Source organism: Brucella pseudogrignonensis (genome assembly GCF_002252525.1).
Taxonomy (GTDB): domain Bacteria; phylum Pseudomonadota; class Alphaproteobacteria; order Rhizobiales; family Rhizobiaceae; genus Brucella; species Brucella pseudogrignonensis.
This window is the reverse complement of record NZ_NNRM01000041.1, coordinates 201,522-221,341: the sequence shown is the minus strand read 5'-3', so window position 1 is coordinate 221,341 and position 19,820 is coordinate 201,522. Positions and strand designations below refer to the sequence as shown.

Genomic DNA, 19,820 nt, shown 5'->3' with positions numbered 1-19,820 from the left:
GAATTTTACTTCAACACAAATTTCTAATGTCAGTTGTTTATTTTAACACAAATTTTGTTTTGCTCCGTTTGCATGTCAGCCATTCCTGAGCACGGATGGCTGCTTAAATCAGGAAGGCGGCTGCCTGCCATCGGCAATCGCCTTGAGGGCCGCGCGCAGTTCGGCAACTTTGGCTGCTGTAGTTCTTGTTGCACCCGGCATGGCGAAGCCGAAATTCTGCAAAATCTCATCCGCATTGACAGGCGCACTGCAGGATGCGTGAATTTCAATGAGATCAGGCAATGCCGCAGCGATTTCGGCAAGTGTTCCCATATTCACGCTCGAACCCGGCATGATGGTGATTTTGTTTTTGGCAGCACTCTGCATTTGCGCAAGGCGTTCGAGGCCGGATACGGCTTTCAAGGCGCCGCCTGAACTCAAAATCCGGTTGATGCCAAGCTCGATAGCTATTTGCACGGCTTCTGCCGCGACCGGGGTAAGATCGATTGAGCGATGCAGTGCGATCTCAAGACCATCGGCTGCATTGACCAGTCGCTGCAATGCAGGCTTATCAAGCCTGCCATCGGGCAGATTGGCGCCAATTACAACGCCCGCGAGGCCGAGGGCACGTGTTGTTGCAATTTCGGCTTCCATGATCTGCAATTCATCTTCGGTCCAGACGAAGCTGCCAGCGCGCGGCCGTATCATCACCATGATCGGAATTGGCGCTTTGGCTGAAAGCTGCATGAGACCGATGGAAGGCGTCAGCCCGCCGATTGCGAGTGCTGCGCAAAGTTCAATCCGATCTGCACCGCCTTTGATTGCGGCGTTCAGTCCTTCAGCATCATCGACGCAGACTTCCAGTAGTATCCGGCTCAAAGCAATCCCCTCAGTTTTTCTTGTATTCTACCTTTGCCAGTATCGCGACACCGGCCAATCCTGCGATAGCCCCCATGATGGTGACAGTTCCATAGCCAGCAAAGCTTGTTCCAATCGCAAAAAGCGCTGTGCCGATGCCACCGCCGACAAACATGTTGATTGCGATCAGGGAGGCCGACAGGCCGGGCCGATCGTGAATGATACCAAGCAGATAGCTTATTGGCTGGCTCACGATTGCAGCAGCGCCGATCCCCCCAATCGCTGATGCGGCGTAAATCTCCCATCGTGTGGTGAGGAATGCAAGCCAGACCAGATAGATTGCATAAAGCAATGATGCGACAAAGAAGATGCTGATCTGGCTTTTGCGACGGCCAATGCGCGCCCAGACCAGCATGAGAATTGCTTCAAGCCCTGCCACGAAGCCCATGACCATGCCGACATCTTCAACCGTGCCACCGCCGCGCCCGGTAATGATCAGCGGAAGTGCAATAGCATTCACATGCAAAACCGAGGTTATGAGCGCGGTTCCGATTAACCGGATGAAAACGCCGGGTGAAATCACGCGCTGAAGATCTGCAAGGCTTGATGGCTTTGTGCTTTGCGCGTTTTTGTCTGGCTTATGATCATGGGGCATAAGCGTTATGATCGACAGAAAGCAACCGAGCGAAAGCAGCGTTGCAAAGGAATAGGCGGTCAGAGGCGAGCCGGTTCCGGCCAGCACGGCACCGACAAGGCCGGGAACGAGAATCCACGCGATCGAAATCGCCATGCGAACAATGGTGATCGAATCGCTGAGTTCAATCGGTGCCATTCCAGCCGAGTGATTGCGGATATTGGCAAAAAGCAATGTGCTGATGACGTTGAAAAGGGCAATCGGGCCGATGGTTGCCAGCGCAAAGACCCATGGCGATGGGAACAGCCAGATCAGGCCGAAACCTGCAATACCAAGGGCTGTAACGATAACCATCGGCGCGCGATAACGCCCGATGCGGTCAGAAACCAGTCCGATGGCAATGCTTGCCGCGAGATTGGCGACGACGGCACAGAAGGCCACAACAGAATAGGTGAAGTCGCTTAAGCCGATGACGCGGATGCCGACAATCGGCTGATATGGCGTTGTGGCCGCCCCCGCGAAGCCAAAAAACAGGATCGCGATCGTGCTGGCTCGCACGATCGGATATTGCCGGACAAGATCGAGGCTCGAGGTCGACATTCAGTGCGCCACTATTTTCACAATAGGCTTTGTCCTGCACGGCTGAAACCGCACAGGACATGAGGATCAGAATAGCGGATGACGGCGTGCCTGCACAGCAAAGCGCAGCCAATCCTTTTCCGATGCTGGTGTCCATGCCGCTTCGGCCACCGCCAGCAGGCGCGGGAAGGTGAGGTCGTTGAAATAGGCGTGCGTGGTAAAATGTTCACACCAGATACATGCCTGAACACCCTTGAGATGCTGCGCCAGTTCTGGCGGGAAATCGCCAGCAGCTTCGTAAGCGTAGCTTTCTTCCGGCGTGGAAGCGCCCGCCCAGCCAGCGCCTGGCTCCCACCAGTTATGCGACTGCGCCATATCAAGATAATAGGCCTGACCCGGCGTCATGACGACGTCATAGCCCTGCTTTGCAAGCTCAATGCCGATTTCCGGTGCCTGCCATGCCATCAGCAAAGTGCCTTCCGGCTGCACGCCGCCGCCATGCGCGACTTCGTTCCAGCCAGCGAGAACACGGCCGCGCTGTTCCAGCATGATCTTGAGCTTGCGCATGAACCATGATTGCAGTTCAAATGTGCCTTCAAGCCCTTCGCGTTCCATCAACTCGCGTGCAAGCGGCGAGCCGATCCATGAATTATCGGCCACTTCGTCGCCGCCGATATGGATATAGCGACCCGGGAAGAGAGCGACGATATTGTCAAGGATTGTCTTCACAAATTCCCATGTCGCTGGCATGGCGGGGTTGAGCGCATTGTTCGTGAAGCCCTGAACAGTTTTGTAGGACTCATTGGCTTCATTGCGATCCTGAAGATACGGCAGAGCGGTCAGTACCGCCTTGCAATGGCCGGGCATGTCGACTTCCGGCACCACTTCAATGCCGAGTGATTGCGCGTGTTCGACAACCGAGCGAATTTGTGCCTGCGTATAGAAACCGTGCGACGGTTCAGTCGTATCGCCAAGCTGCGGCAGCATTACACTGTTCGGAGCGCGGGTTGCGCCAATCCCTGTCAGTTCCGGCAGTTCCGGAATTTCAATGCGCCATGCTTCATCGTCGGTCAGATGCCAATGGAAAGTGTTGAGGCGATACCAGGCCATAATGTCGAGGAATCGCGTGACTTCATCATGCGTCCAGAAATGACGCGAAACATCCAGAAGGCAGCCACGCCAGTCATGGCGTGGAGCATCTTCAATGCGGCCAGAAACCGGGAATTTAAAGCGTTCTGCATCCTGCTTTGCGCCATCAAGAATGTGTGCGAGAGCGACAAGACCATGGCGCGTGCCGTCGGCATCGGCGCTCGTAACCGTGATCAGATCAGCGGTGAAATCGATGGTAAAGCCGCTCTTTTTGATACCCGTATCGGTTTTGATAGAAACTGCGCGGCCGCCTTCCACGGTCTTGAGCGAAAAGACCTGACGTGCCTGTGGGAACAACCGCGCATGGAGTGATTCCACCAGCGAAAGCGCACGCAGACCTGCAAGATCTGTGCCCTCTGCGGGATGCAGAGCAATTGGTGTGCTGCCTGCTTCAGCTTCGAATTTCACGGGCCATGGCAGCAGGGCAAACGGAAGCGTAAGACGGCCTTCCGGCAGACGCGGGCCGGGCAGAGGGAGGTTCTGTCCCGAAAGTGCGAGTTCGCCGGTCTCAATGTGGATCAAACGGCCATCGGCACATTTGAGATAAGCCGTCTTCGCTCCGTCATTAACATGGAACGGTGAGCGATTAAGTGGTGCGACGCTCACCGTCCATGTTCCACCCGGCTTCAATGCGAAGCCTTTGGGCGCAGCTATTTCGTTGAAGCTGCCATCATGCAGGACAAAGTGTCCATTCGTGATATGCGGCTCTCCAACAATGCGGGTGATGCTGGTGTAGCAAAGCGAGAAATCGGTCAGGGTTTCATCCGACAGGTTAAACACTTCGATTGTCATAGTTCCGGCTGGTGCGGGATTTGCGATCCACGAATTTTCAAGTCGGAATAGGCTAGGCATGCAATTCTCCACCAGCAAATTTAAACGCATTGCGAAGGGCTAAAGCCGCTTTCGACAAATGCGCGTTCCAGATATGTGCAATCCCGCTGAGTCTCGGTCGCGTAGGCTTCAAATCATGCGGTATTGAGGGTTTGGTTTTGTTAGTAACTATATCAGCGCCTTCAATGAATTTTGTCCATCCTAAAATTCACGCGCTTATGATTTAATGGTTATTAAATTCTTTTGTTGCGGATTTAGCATGACTTCATGCGCCTCATGCAATGAGAATCTATGGCGGAAAAATCGCGGTTCAGCGTGTTTTGACAGGTGGACAACGAGGGACTTCCTGATTTAATCAATTGTTTTAATTAATAAAAATTACAATTTATGCGCGCGTTGATTGCAGTTTGAACATATTGATCCGATTTCGAGCAATATGATTTCTTTTAAGGCAGGTGTGCAGGAATGCTGTTTCTGAACCGCTTCAAGTCTGTGTGAAAAGTTTTTGTTTAGCTAAATTCTGTGTGTTTTTTCTTGACATTTTGTGGTGTAGATTTTCATCTTACTAAAAACCGCATGGGAGTTTATCGTGAAAGTCGGCATTGTAGGACTAGGCTATCGTCTGGGTTATTTGGGTTTTGTCTTCAATGCGCTCGATCCCGATTTTCAGATTGTCGGCTATGTCGATCCTGCCCCTGCGGGCATGGCAGAACTGGATGAGCATGGCATTTCGGCTGGCAAGCAATATGCAACGCCGGAAGAGTTGATCGCCAGTGAGACGTTCGATCTTCTGATGATCGGCTCGCCAAACCACATGCATCTCGATCATATTCGTGTGGGTCTTGAAGCGGGTCTTACCGTTTTCACCGAAAAGCCGATTGTGTCGTCTATTGAGCAGACCTATGCGCTGGCTGAGCTTCTTGCCAAGCACGGTCAGGAGCGTTTGCTGGTTGGTCTCGTGCTGCGCTACGCGCCGATGTATCGCGATCTGATGCAGGCCAAGAATGACGGTCTGCTCGGCAATATCGTTTCGGTCGAAGCCGCAGAGCATATCTATCCATATCACGGCGCATTCTTCATGCGCGACTGGCGCCGCTATTCGAAGTGGTCGGGCAGCTTCCTTCTCGAAAAATGCTGTCACGATCTCGATCTCTACAACAGCGTGATCGGTTCGCGCCCTGAGCGGGTTGCAAGCTTTGGTGGCCGCAAGACCTTCATTCCGGAAAATGATCCGCGTCGTGAAGGCATCAACGACATGTCGCTGTTCCACCGCAAGCCGACGGGCTGGGAAGGTTCGGACAAGGTTTTCGATTCCGATGGCGACATCATCGATTATCAGGTCGCAATCATTGAATATGCCAATGGCGTCGGCATGAACTTCCACACAAATCTGAATGCGCCGGACCAGTTCCGCCGCTTTGCGATTTTTGGAACGCGTGGTCAGGCTGAGGGCGACTTCATTCGTGGCTATTTCGATGTGCATGAAGTGCTGAACGAAAAGCGCACCATTCACAAGGAATATGCGACACGCACCGAGCTTTCGCAGCATTACGGCGCTGACGAAAAGATGGCGGAAGAAGTGATCGCGCATGTCATGAATGCCGGACCGCTTCCTGTTTCGCCGCTTGATGCGATGGAAGCCGGCATTCTTGCCATGGCAATGGATGAAGCGCGCGAAAAGCGCACGGTCATCGATCTGCGTCCCGTCTGGGACCGCTTTGACGCAGCTCTTCAGAAAGTTTGATCTGATAAATGGGAATGCAACGCTCCAAAGTCATCTTTGCGTGGGTCATGCTTGCGCCGGCACTCATCTATGTGCTGGCCATCGTGGCCTATCCGCTGATCGACACCTTCATCTTGTCCTTCACCGATGCATCGCTGCGTCGCACAACCAATTGGGTTGGCTGGGCCAATTATGAAAAGATCGCCAATGCGCAGTTTCTGGCCGTCATTGGCCGGACATTCATCTGGACGTTCTTTTCGGTGATGATGAAGATCACGATCGGCATGTTTGGAGCGGTGCTTCTCAACATGGCTTTGCCGGGACGTGCATTGTTCCGTCTGATGATTATGCCGCCGTGGATCGTGCCTATGGCGATTGGCATTTTCATGTGGAGCTGGATGTATAACGGACAGTTCGGCATGATTTCCGGTATGCTCCAGCGCGCGGGACTGGTCGATGGACCGGTTGCGTTCCTCGCTTATGGCAGCACGGCTTTCTGGGCAACGATTGTCACTGACGTCTGGATCGGCGTGCCCATGGTGACGCTCTATTTCCTTGCGGCCCTTCAGGCGATCCCGAAGGATCTCTATGAAGCCGCCTGGACTGATGGCGCAGGCCGCATGTACCGTTTCCGCCGGGTGACGTTGCCGCTGATGCTTCCTGCCATCATCACGATGTCGATGCTTTCGACCATTGCGACATTCAACTCATTCGACATCATCTGGATTCTGACGCAGGGCGGCCCGAACGGCTCGACCACCACGATGATTATCGACACCTATCAGACGGCTATTGGCTCGAAGCGTTACGGTGAAGGTGCGGCGCGTGCCGTCACCATCTGCATATTCCTCTCGCTGTTCTGCCTGGCCTATTTCCGTGTCACGCGGCGCATCAGCCCCGAAAAACTTGCTTAAGGGGAAACATAATGAGCCAACCGCAAAATACGCCGCTTATCGACCGCTATACATGGTATGAAAAGATCGCTGCCTATGTGGGAATTGCAGTCTTCCTGTTTTTCCTGCTGGCGCCGTTCATCGAGGGCTTTCTGGTTTCGCTGAAGCCGCTCAATCAGCTGTTCTCGTCGCCTTATACGTTTTGGCCCGAGAATGGCAGTTTCAATGCCTATTTCTCGATGTGGAAGAGCGTGCCCGAGTTTGGACGCTATATCTTCAATTCGTTCTTTATTTCGTCGGTGGTCACGATCATCGTGCTTATTCTGGTGGTTCCTGCCGCTTACGCATTCTCGCGTTTTGAGTTTCGCGGCGCAGGTCTGATCCTCGGTGGCTTTCTGGCGATCAACATGTTCTCGGGCGCGGTTCTGCTGATCCCGCTGTTCCGCCTGATGCGCAGCTTCCAGCTGCTCAACACCTATGCAGCGATGATCGTGCCGGGTGTGGCATTCCTCATTCCGGCGGCGATCTGGCTGCTGCGCACGTACATGATGCGTATTCCGCGTGAGCTGAATGAAGCTGCCTATATGGATGGCGCGAGCCAGTTCTATACGCTGCGCCGTGTCATTCTGCCGATCGCCATGCCGGGTATCATCGTTGTGGCGATCACCACCTTCATCGGTGCCTATGCGCAGCAGTTCATCTTCGCGCTGACGTTTAATTCCAAGGCGGAATACATGCCGCTGCCGGTTGGCCTCTTTGCCTTCTTCGGCAAGCAGGAAGTCGTGTGGAATGAGCTGATGGCGGCGTCCTTTGTGGGTATCGCACCGGCGATGATCATTATCTTCGTTTTACAGCGTTATCTGGTCGGGGGTCTGACTGCGGGTGCTGTGAAGCAATAACAATCCGTCTACACAATCTACCAACATAAGGGAGTTTCCAGAGGTGACGACGATATTCAAAATGGGGGCTGCGGCGCTTGTTCTCGCAGGCAGCACGATGCTGGGCACGCTTGGTGCATCAGCAGCAGCGCAGGAGATCTCTTGGATCTATTGCGGCGACAAGCTCGACAAGACGCATGACAAATACATCAAGGCTTGGGAAGAAAAGAACCCGGATTGGAAGATCGCTGTTGAAGTAGTCGGCTGGGCACAGTGCCAGGACAAGGCAACCACACTTGCTGCTGCAGGCACGCCGCCAGCAATCGCTTATGTCGGTTCGCGCACGCTCAAGGAATTTGCTGACAACGACATGATCGTGTCTGTCCCGATGACGGATGAGGAAAAGGCAACCTATTTCCCACACGTCGTTGAAACTGTCACCTATGACGGCACCCAGTGGGGCGTTCCGATCGCGCTTTCGACCAAGGTTCTTTACTGGAACAAGGACCTGTTCAAGCAGGCTGGTCTCGATCCTGAAAAGCCACCACGGACCTGGGCTGAAGAAATCGAATTCGCCAAGATCATCAAGGAAAAGACCGGCATTCCGGGCTACGGTCTGTCGGCTAAGACCTTTGACAACACCGTTCACCAGTTCCTGCATTGGGTTTACACCAATGACGGCAAGATCGTGAACGACAAGGGTGAAGTCGTCATCAACAACCCGCAGGTTCTTGCTGCACTCAATGCCTATAACGACATCAAGGCATATGCGCAGGAAGGCCCGACGGCCTACGAACAGAATGAAGTTCGCGCCATCTTCCTCGACGGCAAGGTTGGCATGATCCAGGGCGGATCGGGTGCTGCTGTTCGCCTTCAGGACGTGAAGTTCAACTGGGGTATCGCAACGCTTCCGCTTGGTCCAGATGCCAAGGGTCCGGGTACGCTGGTCGTGACCGACTCTCTCGCAATCTTCAAGGATTCGGGCGTTGAAGAAAAGGCTGCCGAGTTCGCCAAGTACATCACTTCGCCTGCCGTTCAGGAAGAGTATGAACTGGCAACCGACGAAGGTCTGACGCCAATGCGTCCGTCGCCTGCAGTTGATAAAGTGATGGTGGACATTCCTTACTGGCGCCCTCTGATCGAAGGCATTCAGTACGGTGGTGCAGAGCCACTCTTCACCGACTGGCGCGGTTTCCAGAACGTCATGATTGCCATGGTTCAGTCCGTCATTACAGGTGATGCAAAGCCTGAAGATGCACTGAAGAAGGCAGATGAAGAGCTGAAGAAGCTGAACTAAATCGATAAATGATCCGCCCTGCCGCGATTAGCGTCAGGGCGGTGTATCGGACACGAATTTGCGGCCGCAGGAGAGCAGCGTGGGAAAATTATCCCTCAAGAATATTGTCAAGAGCTTCGGCCAGTTTGACGTCGTCAAGAACGTATCCCTTGAAGTGAACGAAGGCGAGTTCATGGTCTTTGTCGGACCATCGGGCTGCGGCAAGTCCACACTTCTGCGTATGATCGCGGGCCTTGAGGATACGACATCGGGCGATATCGTCATCGATGAAAAGCGCGTCAACGACCTGCCTCCGGTCAAGCGCGGCATCGCGATGGTGTTCCAGAGCTATGCGCTCTATCCGCATATGAGCGTTTACGAAAATATCGCATTCCCACTGCGTGTCGAAGGTGCCGACAACGCCACCATCAAGCGCAAGGTGGAACATGCGGCCTCGATCCTGCATCTGGATCAGCGTCTTGAGCAGAAGCCTGGCATGTTGTCGGGCGGCCAGCGCCAGCGTGTGGCCATCGGCCGTGCGATTGTGCGTGAACCTAAGATTTTCCTGTTCGATGAGCCGCTTTCAAACCTTGATGCAGCGCTTCGCGCCGATATGCGTATCGAACTGACAAAGCTGCACAAGCAGCTTGGCGCAACAATGATCTATGTGACGCATGATCAGGTTGAAGCCATGACCATGGCTGATCGTATCGTTGTGCTTGAAGGTGGCAACATCTCGCAGGTTGGTACGCCGCTTGAACTGTATCATCGCCCACGCAACAGCTTCGTTGCCGGCTTCATCGGCAACCCGCGCATGAATATGCTGCCGGTTACGTTTGCTGGTTTTGAGAGCAATGGTTATGCCCGTGTGAAGCTTGCAGACAATGAACTGGTTCTGCCGGTTCTTTGTGAAGAAGCGGCTCGTCCGGAAGTTGGCCAGACGCTCACACTGGGCATTCGTCCCGAGCATGTGACGATTGGCGAAGGCCCGACCACGATCACCGTGCGCTCTTCCGTGGTTGAGCGCCTTGGACAGCAGACTATTGTTTACAGCGTGCCGGAAGGCATGAGCGAAACCTTTTGTATCATCACGCCGGGCACAGCACCGATCAGCGGTGATGCCGCAATCAGGATTGGTATCGATCCGCAGTCCTGCCATTTGTTCGACAGCAAGGGCATTGCGTTTACGCGCCAGGGTGATTTTTCAGATCTGGCTGCGGCCTGAAAATAAGCGTCCGGTCAAATGCCAGCATTTGGCCAGATCGGCTTTCAGCCCAGATTACGGCGGTCTGATGGATAGCTGTAATGAAGTGGGAAAATCAATCCGTAAGGAATGATGGATACTTCAACCGCTGGCTCGTGCTCTGCGGATCTGTTCGCTCTGGATAGGCTTTGCTGTTTAGTTTCGCCTTTTTTGGACAGAGCGATGATGATTGATCCCCAGGCAACGAAGGGCAGCAAGGCTATCGCGATATAGACATAGCTTGTGTAATCCATTCGACCATGATGACTTGGCTTATATAGATGAACAAGAAATCCCCTTCTCAAAGGCGGATCGTTCTTAGCTTTCTTTTCTCTATTCCGCGGCCACCATGGCTACACCCGTATCGATTGTGTAGTGGGTTGGGCGCAGCGAGACATATCCGTTGCGAATTTCAAGAACATGCGAATAGACGCTTTCACCGTTTTCCAGCGTTGGAAGTTTCTCTTCATGCATGATGCTGATGACAATAGCGTCAGGGCAGCGCGTCTTGAGTGCTGTGTGGAACCGAAGCTTCGATGCAGGATCGAGTGCGCCTGTAGCTTCGTCAAGGAAGATGACAGCAGGCTTGTGCAGCAGAATGCGTGCCAGCACCAGCTTCTGCTTTTGTCCACCGGAAAGCACCATATCCCATGGCGAGCCGTCGGCATCCGCGTCGTTCATACGTTCGATAAATTCGCCAAGACCAGCTTCATGCAGCACAACAGCAATAGAGAGATCGTTGAATTCTGCTTCATCATCAGGAAGGCAGACGAGTTGCTTCAGTGAGACCGAAGGAAATTTTGCTTCCTGTGTTGCATAAATTGACTTCGCATTTTGCGGATAGATGATGTCGCCGGTGCCATAGGGCCAAAGGCCGTTCAGTGCCTTGATGAACGAGGTTTTCCCTGAGCCGGACTCTCCACGCATGTAAACCCAGTCACCACTGCGGATGTTTATCACGCCGGAACGTAGGAAAGGTGCTTCACTGTCTGGCCCCTGCATAAGCGTGAGATCGCGCACGGAAAGACCAAAGCGTGAATGCTGGGTGGAGAATTTGAAGCGGTTGACGCCGGACGTTGCATAGAATGCAGCTGGCTCCTGAACACTGTCGATTGCCTGTGCAAGACCCGTCACACGACCGGCATTCGCCCGAAGATTGGCAATGGCTGGCATGACCTGAATAAACCACGAGCAATCATTGATCATGGCTGCAACAAGTTCCGCGCCAGTCACATAATTACGGAAGCTGACAGCGCCACTCATATAGGGAACAAGGCCCGGAATATAAGCAATGATGCGGTTCGACATGAACCCATAGGCTTGCGAGAAGGCGAGATAGGCAGCATCGAAGCGATTGAGCTTGTTCCAGGTGCCATCAACGTCTTTGTAAAGACGCTTGTTCACCGACCGCTGGACGGATTCGCCTTCAGAGGCTGATATCTGGAAACTGCGGCGCAGAAGCGTGGTCCACTCTCCACGATAGGAACCTTCAGCTTTCTGCATACCGAGATTAAGACGCTCCAGCTGGCGACCAATCTTGATCGCAATCAGTGTGCCAATTGGCACATAGATAATGATCGCTGTGAAAGCCAGAATTGCACCACCGTAAGAGCCGAGGAACTCAAGACCGGTTACTTCGGTCGAAATCTCCAATAGCTTCTGGCCGACGAAGAAGGCCGAAAGCACGACGCCAACAACACCCATCACAAGACCGATTGCGCCGCCCGTCATACCCTTGATGGATTCCTGCAGGCGCTGGTCAACGTTGTCGGGAAGGTTTGAACCCTTGCCCTGCTGCAGATGGAAATGGGTATGATTACGATCCAGCATCGCATCAGAGAAGCTGTCGTTCAGCCATTTGCGCCATTTGCGGTGCAATGTCGTAGACAAAAGATGCCGGAAGCCGACCAGAAGCACGTCCTTGGCCAACATCAACAGGATCAGCACGCCAGCATTCATGGCAATTGCCATAAGCGGGTTCTGAACTGGGGCGCTTTTGACATTAACGATAGAGTTCATCAGAAGCCCCGAAGCCTCGGCGACCCAGACAGTGGTTTTGCTGATGAAGGCGGTGAAAATGAAGATCGCGATTGTAAGGGCCCAGGCTTCTTTCCAGCGGTCGGATACCCAATAGGCGCGCATAAGGCCCCAAAACGATGTCATCTGGGACACGGCAGAGCTATTCCTTACCTGAAAGGACTGCTGTTCTATCTGCCGTATTTTTTCCAATATGCACCTCGTATCGATATGGCCTGCCAATGCGATTGTAACGCTATGTAACAGATTGCAACAAACTGTGGTTAACGAAGTGTTAATAGTCAACACAAACAGCGATCACATTTGCGGGTGCATTTTGAAACACACTGCAAGGAGCTGAAATCATTGCGTTAATGACAACTTTCAATTTACGTGAAATCTGTGTTTAGCGCGGGGTGTGGCGTGCAAGTCACGCTCGTTTTGGCATGCAATCTCGATTGTTTGCTGAAGCAGCGCTTCGAGAATTGATGCAAATCACCTTTGTTTCGTGATCGATCTAGGGTCGCCGCGTCAGACCATTCGGGATATTTGACTGTCATAATCAACAATATTGAATGTGTTTGATCCCAATCAAAGAGATTGAAACGGAGTCAGTCTAAATCTCCAACAGCGCGGTTCTTCGGGCACCATCGTGATGCTGCAGAGGCCGGCCCATGGAGATGAAATTAGATGCGTAAGTTTGCAATCCCATTCGCAGCATTCGGACTTTGCTTTGCGATGGCTGCTCCCGCTTTGGCCGAAAATATTGAGGTTCACATGCTCAATAAGGGTGCTGAAGGTGCAATGGTTTTTGAGCCTTCCTACATCAAGGCAAATCCCGGCGATACGATTACATTTATTCCGGTCGACAAGGGACACAATGTCGAGTCGATCAAGGATATGATCCCAGCAGCTGCGGAAAAATTCAAAAGCAAGATTAACGAGAATTACGTTCTGTCCGTCTCCGAACCCGGCGCATATTTTGTCAAATGCACGCCGCACTATGCGATGGGCATGGTTGCTCTGATCGTTGTCGGTGACAATCCAGCCAATCTTGACGAAATCGTTGCTGCCAAGAAGCCCAAACCTGTTCAAGCGCGTCTCGAAAAGGCAATTGCCAGCGCGAAATAATGGGTTTCAAATATGCAGCCGTGCTGCATAACTCTATAATGCTGGAGCGCTGGTAAACTCGAGACAGATACGATGCGCTCTGGCTGCGGTTACATGATGAGGACGTCATGACAATAAAGGAAGGCCTGCTGGCCACCCCCGCAGCCTCAACTGCCCAAACAGCCCCCATAGGAATGCCCTCCGAACGTCGTGGTGCGATTGCGCGCGGCTATAAAAAGACAGGCCCGGCGATCTTCAGCTATGGGTTTCGCCCGTTTTTTCTGGGCGGTGCAATATGGGCCGTTCTGGCCATGCTGCTCTGGATACTCTCCCTCACATTCGGTCTGACGGTTGGCGGCGCCTATGGCGCGCTCAACTGGCACGCCCATGAGATGGTGTTCGGCTTTTCGTCTGCCATTCTTGCTGGATTTCTTTTGACGGCTGTTCCGAACTGGACAGGCCGCTTGCCCGTTTCGGGAACATCGCTTGCCCTGCTGTTCAGTGTCTGGCTCATAGGGCGATTGGTTTTTCTGGTTCCCGATCTTGTTAATCTCTATATCGCAATCGGCATTGAAAGCCTCTTTCTGCCGTTGCTTCTATTTATCGCGTCGCGCGAAATCATTGCCGGCCATCAGTGGAAAAACCTCAAGGTTCTGATCGGCGTGGCAATCGTTATGCTTGCCAATTTCTGCTTCCATTATCTGGCGATAACGAATGGCGACATAGCCACTGCCAATCGTGCCGGAGTTAGTGCTTATGTGCTTCTGGTTATGTTAATCGGTGGACGGATCATCCCAAGCTTTACGCGCAATTGGCTTAATCGTATGGGTGCCAAGCGCTTTCCGGTGCCGTTCAATCGCTATGATGGTCTTGCTATTCTTGTCGGTGCCATCGCCTGTGTGAGCTGGATTGTGGTTCCAGAGCATTCGTTGACAGCTGTCATCGCAATCATCGCCGCTGGTCTGCATCTTGTACGGCTTTATCGCTGGCGCGGATGGAGCGTGGTAAAAGACAAGCTCGTTCTTGTCCTGCACGTTGCATATTTCTTTGTGCCTGCCGGTTTTGTTGCCATAGCGCTGGCAGCACTCGAACAGCTTAATCCATTTTCGGCTCTTCACGTTATGACTGTGGGTGTCATTGGCTGTATGATGTTGGCAGTGATGACCCGTGCCACCCGGGGGCATACGGGACGCGAACTTGTCGCTTCGCCCACAACCCAAATTGCCTATCTGTGCCTGATATTGTCAGCGCTGATCCGCCCATTCGCGGAAATGATGCCAAATTTCTTTCATACATTCCTTGCGGCATCGGCGCTTCTCTGGATGCTGGCCTTTGGGCTGTATGTTCTCGAATATGCACCCATGCTTATGACGAAACGGCGACAGCGTACTGAATAATGGCTGGTGAAAATGGGCCGTTATACGGCCCATTCAACATCCGTGGTGAAGGCAATCGTCAGCCAGCGGTCTGGGCCTTCACCGCCAAGCGCATCGCCGATTTCATCGCGCAAAGCATCCCATTCTTCGAGCTTTCGCGCGGGCTGATCGGGCGGCACGATGAAGTAGAGTTCGATCTGCTTGCCGCGCCCAACCTTGGCGACATAGGCGCGATAAGACTTGAAGCCATTGCGCTCAACGACTTCTTTTGCAACCTGATCCACATGCTGTTTGAGATCGAGAGGTGTCACAAGCAGCATGTCTGCAAGCGCCTGTTTGATGGTTCCAATCGGTATCGGAATGATGGCGATACAGACAAGGGCCAGAACAGCGGGATCGATATAAGGCGTTACCCAGTCGAGCCGGGTTCCCTGAATGAAATAGCCGACCAGAAAGGCGATCAGGAGTGCAGCGGTAATGCCGCCTGACATGATCCACGCCTTGGCATCAAGCGCAATGAAGTCGGATTTCAATTTGCGGTTCGCGCGGGTTTCGAGCCATGCCATGCCGAGGCAGGCAATCAGGGCAACAACTGCGTAGAAGATCGCGTAACTGAATTCGAGATCGCGGCCACCATGCATCAGACTGCCGATGGCGTTGATGAGTGCGTAGATGGCAACGCCGGTCAGCATGATGCCATTGAGGCCCAGAACCATCGGCTCAAGATGCCAGAAACCCATGGTGAAGCGATCACGTAATTTTCCGCTTGGAGGCTCTGGTAGCGCAGAGAGTGCAATTAGCCGGGCAACAACAAGTGCAAGCCCGCTCATTGCAGCGTCGGCAAACATGTAAACACCATCAAAGACAATAGAAAATGAGCCAGACAAAAGGCCGAAAACGATACCAAAGCCTGCAACAAAAATAGTAACTGCTATGGATATTTGAAGAATAGATTGTTCACTACGCAATTTTTACTCCGAATTGACACGCAGCGCGCGGCAATAGACGTTGGGAGGAGAAATGCGATTGCCGGACTGCGGCTGAAATCTATAGGAATCTTCTTGAAGAGGCAAATCTGCCTTTGGGTAACTTATTCGAAGTGAAAGTCTCCCGGTGTTCCTCCGGGAGACTTTTTGGTCAGATTACTGCGATTGCTGGTCCTTGACGAAGGTGCGATCGGTCTCGCCTTTGAAGAAGTCACGGCCATAGATAATCAGGCAGAGCACAACGCCGGTGGCAAAAGCCCAGCCAGCACCGCGTGTCGCCAGAACGGCACCCGTGACACCGGCGATGCCGAGATCACGCTGCGAGCGGGCTTCCATCACGCCGATACGCACCGAAACATAGCCCTGAATGAGCAGCGTCAGGGTTAGCGCTACGCCGAGGATCGGCTGCACGAGTGTTACGATTGGCATCAGGAACAGGCCGGTATTGGTGCCCCAGCGGAATGAGCCTGCACCGCCGAAGATCGAGTGCATGGACTTCTTGCCTTTGGAGAAGCGTTCGCAGATGACGACCTGCATCGCAGCCCATACAGGTCCGCACATGGTCACATCCGGGCCGAGCACCGACATGCCGGTGTTGCGCATACCGAAAACGAGGTGGGCGCGGTCGGCGCTGTAATCGATCTTTTCATCCGGGCGCTGAAGCTGTGCTTCGCCGAGGATCGATTTGGTTTTCAGCACGTCACCGAAGAGAACGATATAGGTTGCGAGAACCGTCGGCAGAGCCGTCAGGAACATCGAGAGCGGTGGCATGCCGAGACCAAAGATCGTGTATTCGCGCCAGAGCGTGGTGAAATCCGGCGACGAGATCGTCCACTGGAATTCAGGCCATTTTGCTTCGCCAAACAATGGAGCAACAATAACGGCAAGCAGGATGCACGGCAGAACGCCGAGCTTTCCGATCAGGCCGAAAAAGCCGCCATTGCGCGAAAGGCGTGCGAACTGCGGCGAGAACATCAAATAGAAGCACAGGCCGATCGAGATCGCGATGGTGAACGGGAAAATGTCGAAGTTGCCGCCGACCTTGAACACGGAAATGACAGCTGCAAAGCCAGCACCGATGATGATGCCGGATTTAATCGCCTGCGGAATAGCGGCAATGACGCGGTTTGCGATGCCTGTCGCACCGATGAATATCGACAGTAGCCCCAATGTCATCTGGAAGGAGACAAGGGCATGAATGCGTTCCGGACCTTCGGGGAAGGTAGCGCAATATGCCATGATGAGTGGCACGGCAGGAGTGATCCAGCCCGGAACGACCGGGTCGCCGAGCAGGTGATGTGTGAGGTAGAACAGGCCGTTGAGAACCACGACGGCCAGCGCCACTTCAAATGGCATTCCCAGCAGTTCCGCCATCAGTGGAATGGCCGAGAGGTCGACCGCACACATCAGAAGGCCCTGACAGTAATCAGGCCACTCGAATTTATAATGAACGAAAGGCAGACGGATTTTGAACGGTCCGGCAGGCCAATATGGCTGCTCCTGACCATCGATGCGTTCAGTGCTCAAGATTTTACTCCGAAAGGACGAAACAAAGCTCCGGAAGAACAGCTATCAGGCGCGCTCTTCCGGGATGCTCGTTAAATTATATGTTTGGATCAGAATGCTTCGCGATAAAGCGCCAGCGCGTCAGCTTCCGTCACATCAACAGGGTTGTTACCCAGAAGACGTGTTTGAAGCATTGCATCACGGGCAAGCGTTTCGAGGCTTTCTTCGGTGACGTCGACGTCACGCAGGCGGCGTGGTGCGCCAGAGCGGTTCATCAGGTCTTCCATATAATCAACGAAAGCTGCTGAACGTTGTTCTGTCGTGCCTTCCGATTTGCCGAGCAGCAGGTCTGCAAGCTCTGCATAAAGTTCAGCGGCGCCCGCCATGTTGAAGCGCAGAACTGGTCCGAGCATCAGGGCGTTGGAGAGGCCATGGGGTACATGATAGTGACCGCCGAGTGGGTAAGCCAACGCGTGAACGGCGCCGACCGGCGAGTTCGAGAAGGCCTGACCGGCATAGTTTGCGCCAAGCAGCATGGCTTCGCGGGCATGGCGATCTTCGCCGTTTTCGCAGGCTGCAACCAGATTGGCTGACAGGAGCTTCAGCGCTTCACGCGCGAAAGCGTCAGAAAGCGGATTTTTCTTGATGCGGCTGGTATAAGCTTCAATCGCGTGAACCATGGCATCGATGCCGGTGGCTGCTGTGTGAAGCGCTGGCAGACCGCAGGTCAATTCTGCATCCAGAATGACGAAATCTGCATATAGCTGGCGGGAAACGACACCCATCTTGGTGGTTTCGCCGGTGGTCAGGATCGTGATGTTTGTCACTTCCGATCCGGTGCCAGCAGTGGTTGGGATCTGGATCAGCGGCAGGCGCGTGCCCTGCACTTTGCCAATGCCGTAAAGCTCGGACAGTTCCTGCTCGGAGACGATAAGCACCGCAGCAAGCTTTGCAATATCCATCGAAGAGCCGCCGCCGAGGCCCAGCACGATATCGCAACCGGCTGCCTTAGCCTGATCGACACATTCAAACAGAACCGATTCCGGCGGATCAGCAACGACGGCATCAAAAATGCTGATGCCGAAGCCAGCCTTTTCAAGCGAAGCAAGTGCTTCGTTAAGAACGCCAGCCTTGTGCAGGCCCTTGTCGGTTACGATGAGGATTTTGCGTTCTGAGAAACGCTCGCCCAGAATTTCGCCGAGACGCTTTGCAGCCCCCCACTCGACAAGCATTGAGCCGACCGTGTCGAACGAAAATGGCTTGATACCTACAGTCATAATTTCCACCCTTATTCATATTTCCCCAGCGCCGAGGTCTCTCATTCCTCGCCGGCACAAAGGCGCTGGGTTTCAAGCGGTCCGGCTTTCACGTATAGGAAAGCCAGACCGACAGTTTTCCGATGCAGCCGGTGCATCGGTCGTCTGAAGAGATGCTTGGGAGGACCTCTTCTTAATTGTTCAATATATTGAACAATGTTCAGGATTTAATAGATCGATACAGGATATAAAGCCCGGCTGTCAAATTATCCCTTCGACCAAGACGAAGGATTTTAATCGATTCAATAGTTGCCTTGACGAGCACGTTCAGCAGGCCATTGATTTCGTTAAATTCTTTGTCGTGCAGGCCACACGGCTTTGTGAACCTGGAGCGCATCCTGAAAAGTGCTAAGCGGTTTTTCGGAACAAGATGCGCTTAAAACAAACGGATAGGGCATTTCCAATATTTGCTCAGCACATGAACCGAGGGAAGCAAATGTTGGAATCAGACCACTCGGATGCGGCTATGCCCAAAATCCTTGTACTGGACGGCCTGACAAGCTGGAATGTAAGCTCGGAATGCGCTTATTCATGCGAGCAAGGGAGGGCTTCATGGAAGTAACGATCATAACAGGTGCATCCGATGGTATTGGTGCTGAAACCGCGCGACAGCTCGGTACGCGGGACGGTGCGAGGGCGGCACTGGTTCTTGCTTCGCGCAATGCCGAGAAGTTGCAGGCACTTGCTGCCGAGCTTGAACAATCGGGCAGTCAGGTATTGGTCGTTCCAACGGATGTCACGGATCACAATGCCTGTATTGCGCTTATCGAAAAGACGGCCGCTGCGTTTGGGCGGATCGATACGCTGATTGTTAATGCGGGCATGTCGGCCCATGCCAATTTTGCCGAGATCAAACCGGAAGACTTGCAATGGATGCATGATCTGATGGAGCTTAACTATTGGGGCAGCGTCTGGCCGATCCATGCAGCACTCCCGTATCTGGCCAAAACCAAAGGACGCATTGTTGCGGTGTCGTCTGTTGCCGGGCTGATAGGTGTGCCGGGACGCTCCGCCTATAGTGGCACCAAATTTGCGCTCTCAGGGTTTTGCGAGGCGCTGCGATCGGAGCTTGAGCCGAGCGGTATTTCGGTGACGATCGTTTATCCGGGTGTTGTCAAAACGGATATTCGTAAGACGGGTTATGGTGCCAGCGGTGGTGCTCTTGGTATGAGCGGTGTGCGCGAAGACGATATGATGTCTGTTCAGCGGGCGGTCGAGCTGATGCTGGATGGAATCACCAATCGCAAACGCGAAGTGTTGATGACACGTCAAATGCGTTTGGGGCGCTGGCTGAAACTTCTGGCACCACATATAGTGGATCGCATGGCTTTGAAGGCTATAAAGCCCGAGTTCCGGCCCAAACCGATCAAGCCTGTGGAATAGTCGGCTACATATCCCTGCTATTCACAGGCTGGACGAAACAAAGGCTAGATTTAGTTTTTTTGATCCGTCTATCCATTGACGACT

Annotated in this window: 15 protein-coding genes; 8 read left to right on the top strand and 7 right to left on the bottom strand. The window is 53.4% G+C overall.

Annotated elements, in window-relative coordinates:
* Window positions 1-108: 108 nt before the first annotated feature.
* The 3 genes from CEV34_RS18830 to CEV34_RS18820 form a co-directional block, all read right to left on the bottom strand.
* Window positions 109-858 carry a copper homeostasis protein CutC gene (locus tag CEV34_RS18830; RefSeq protein ID WP_094544216.1) on the bottom strand — a complete coding sequence of 250 codons (750 nt, stop codon included), beginning with the start codon at window positions 856-858 and terminating at the stop codon, window positions 109-111.
* A gap of 10 nt (window positions 859-868) precedes the next feature.
* On the bottom strand, window positions 869-2,071 hold the full coding sequence (locus CEV34_RS18825; RefSeq protein WP_007877656.1) for an MFS transporter: 1,203 nt from the start codon (window positions 2,069-2,071) through the stop codon (window positions 869-871).
* Between the two features lie 66 nt (window positions 2,072-2,137).
* Entirely contained in the window at window positions 2,138-4,051 is a 1,914-nt protein-coding gene (locus tag CEV34_RS18820) for a beta-N-acetylhexosaminidase (RefSeq protein ID WP_007877658.1), read from the bottom strand.
* 568 nt (window positions 4,052-4,619) lie between these two features.
* On the opposite strand from CEV34_RS18820, the gene CEV34_RS18815 reads away from it, so the two are divergent.
* The 5 genes from CEV34_RS18815 (at window position 4,620) to CEV34_RS18795 (ending at window position 10,025) form a co-directional block, all read left to right on the top strand.
* On the top strand, window positions 4,620-5,774 hold the full coding sequence (locus tag CEV34_RS18815; protein ID WP_007877660.1) for a Gfo/Idh/MocA family protein: 1,155 nt from the start codon (window positions 4,620-4,622) through the stop codon (window positions 5,772-5,774).
* 8 nt (window positions 5,775-5,782) lie between these two features.
* On the top strand, window positions 5,783-6,667 hold the full coding sequence (locus CEV34_RS18810) for a carbohydrate ABC transporter permease (RefSeq protein WP_007877661.1): 885 nt from the start codon (window positions 5,783-5,785) through the stop codon (window positions 6,665-6,667).
* An 11-nt stretch (window positions 6,668-6,678) separates the two neighbouring features.
* Window positions 6,679-7,545, top strand: a complete 867-nt coding sequence (locus CEV34_RS18805; protein ID WP_007877662.1) for a carbohydrate ABC transporter permease — start codon at window positions 6,679-6,681, stop codon at window positions 7,543-7,545.
* A 61-nt stretch (window positions 7,546-7,606) separates the two neighbouring features.
* Window positions 7,607-8,821 (top strand): ABC transporter substrate-binding protein, encoded by a 1,215-nt coding sequence (locus tag CEV34_RS18800; protein ID WP_039860362.1) that lies wholly within the window; start codon window positions 7,607-7,609, stop codon window positions 8,819-8,821.
* Window positions 8,822-8,900: 79 nt separating this feature from the next.
* The gene (locus CEV34_RS18795) at window positions 8,901-10,025 is read left to right on the top strand and encodes an ABC transporter ATP-binding protein (protein WP_064321264.1); all 1,125 of its coding nucleotides are present in this window, start codon (window positions 8,901-8,903) and stop codon (window positions 10,023-10,025) included.
* Window positions 10,026-10,376: 351 nt separating this feature from the next.
* Here the strand turns inward: CEV34_RS18795 and CEV34_RS18785 are convergent, their stop codons facing one another.
* Complete coding sequence (locus tag CEV34_RS18785) at window positions 10,377-12,215, bottom strand: ABC transporter ATP-binding protein/permease (RefSeq protein WP_039860387.1); 1,839 nt, start codon at window positions 12,213-12,215, stop codon at window positions 10,377-10,379.
* A 534-nt stretch (window positions 12,216-12,749) separates the two neighbouring features.
* Here CEV34_RS18785 and CEV34_RS18780 point away from each other — a divergent pair.
* Both CEV34_RS18780 and CEV34_RS18775 read left to right on the top strand, forming a co-directional pair.
* On the top strand, window positions 12,750-13,190 hold the full coding sequence (locus tag CEV34_RS18780) for a pseudoazurin (protein ID WP_007877676.1): 441 nt from the start codon (window positions 12,750-12,752) through the stop codon (window positions 13,188-13,190).
* Window positions 13,191-13,297: 107 nt separating this feature from the next.
* Window positions 13,298-14,566 carry an NnrS family protein gene (locus CEV34_RS18775; protein ID WP_007877688.1) on the top strand — a complete coding sequence of 423 codons (1,269 nt, stop codon included), beginning with the start codon at window positions 13,298-13,300 and terminating at the stop codon, window positions 14,564-14,566.
* Between the two features lie 20 nt (window positions 14,567-14,586).
* On the opposite strand, the gene CEV34_RS18770 is transcribed toward CEV34_RS18775, so the two are convergent.
* The 3 genes from CEV34_RS18770 to CEV34_RS18760 form a co-directional block, all read right to left on the bottom strand.
* Entirely contained in the window at window positions 14,587-15,513 is a 927-nt protein-coding gene (locus tag CEV34_RS18770; protein WP_007877690.1) for a cation diffusion facilitator family transporter, read from the bottom strand.
* A gap of 174 nt (window positions 15,514-15,687) precedes the next feature.
* Window positions 15,688-17,058: a hypothetical protein gene (locus CEV34_RS18765; protein WP_007877691.1), complete on the bottom strand. Its 1,371-nt coding sequence runs from the start codon at window positions 17,056-17,058 to the stop codon at window positions 15,688-15,690.
* An 89-nt stretch (window positions 17,059-17,147) separates the two neighbouring features.
* Window positions 17,148-18,314: an iron-containing alcohol dehydrogenase gene (locus CEV34_RS18760; RefSeq protein WP_007877692.1), complete on the bottom strand. Its 1,167-nt coding sequence runs from the start codon at window positions 18,312-18,314 to the stop codon at window positions 17,148-17,150.
* A gap of 591 nt (window positions 18,315-18,905) precedes the next feature.
* Between CEV34_RS18760 and CEV34_RS18755 the strand changes: the two genes are divergently transcribed.
* Window positions 18,906-19,736, top strand: a complete 831-nt coding sequence (locus tag CEV34_RS18755) for an SDR family oxidoreductase (RefSeq protein WP_007877693.1) — start codon at window positions 18,906-18,908, stop codon at window positions 19,734-19,736.
* The last annotated feature ends 84 nt before the right edge of the window (window positions 19,737-19,820 follow it).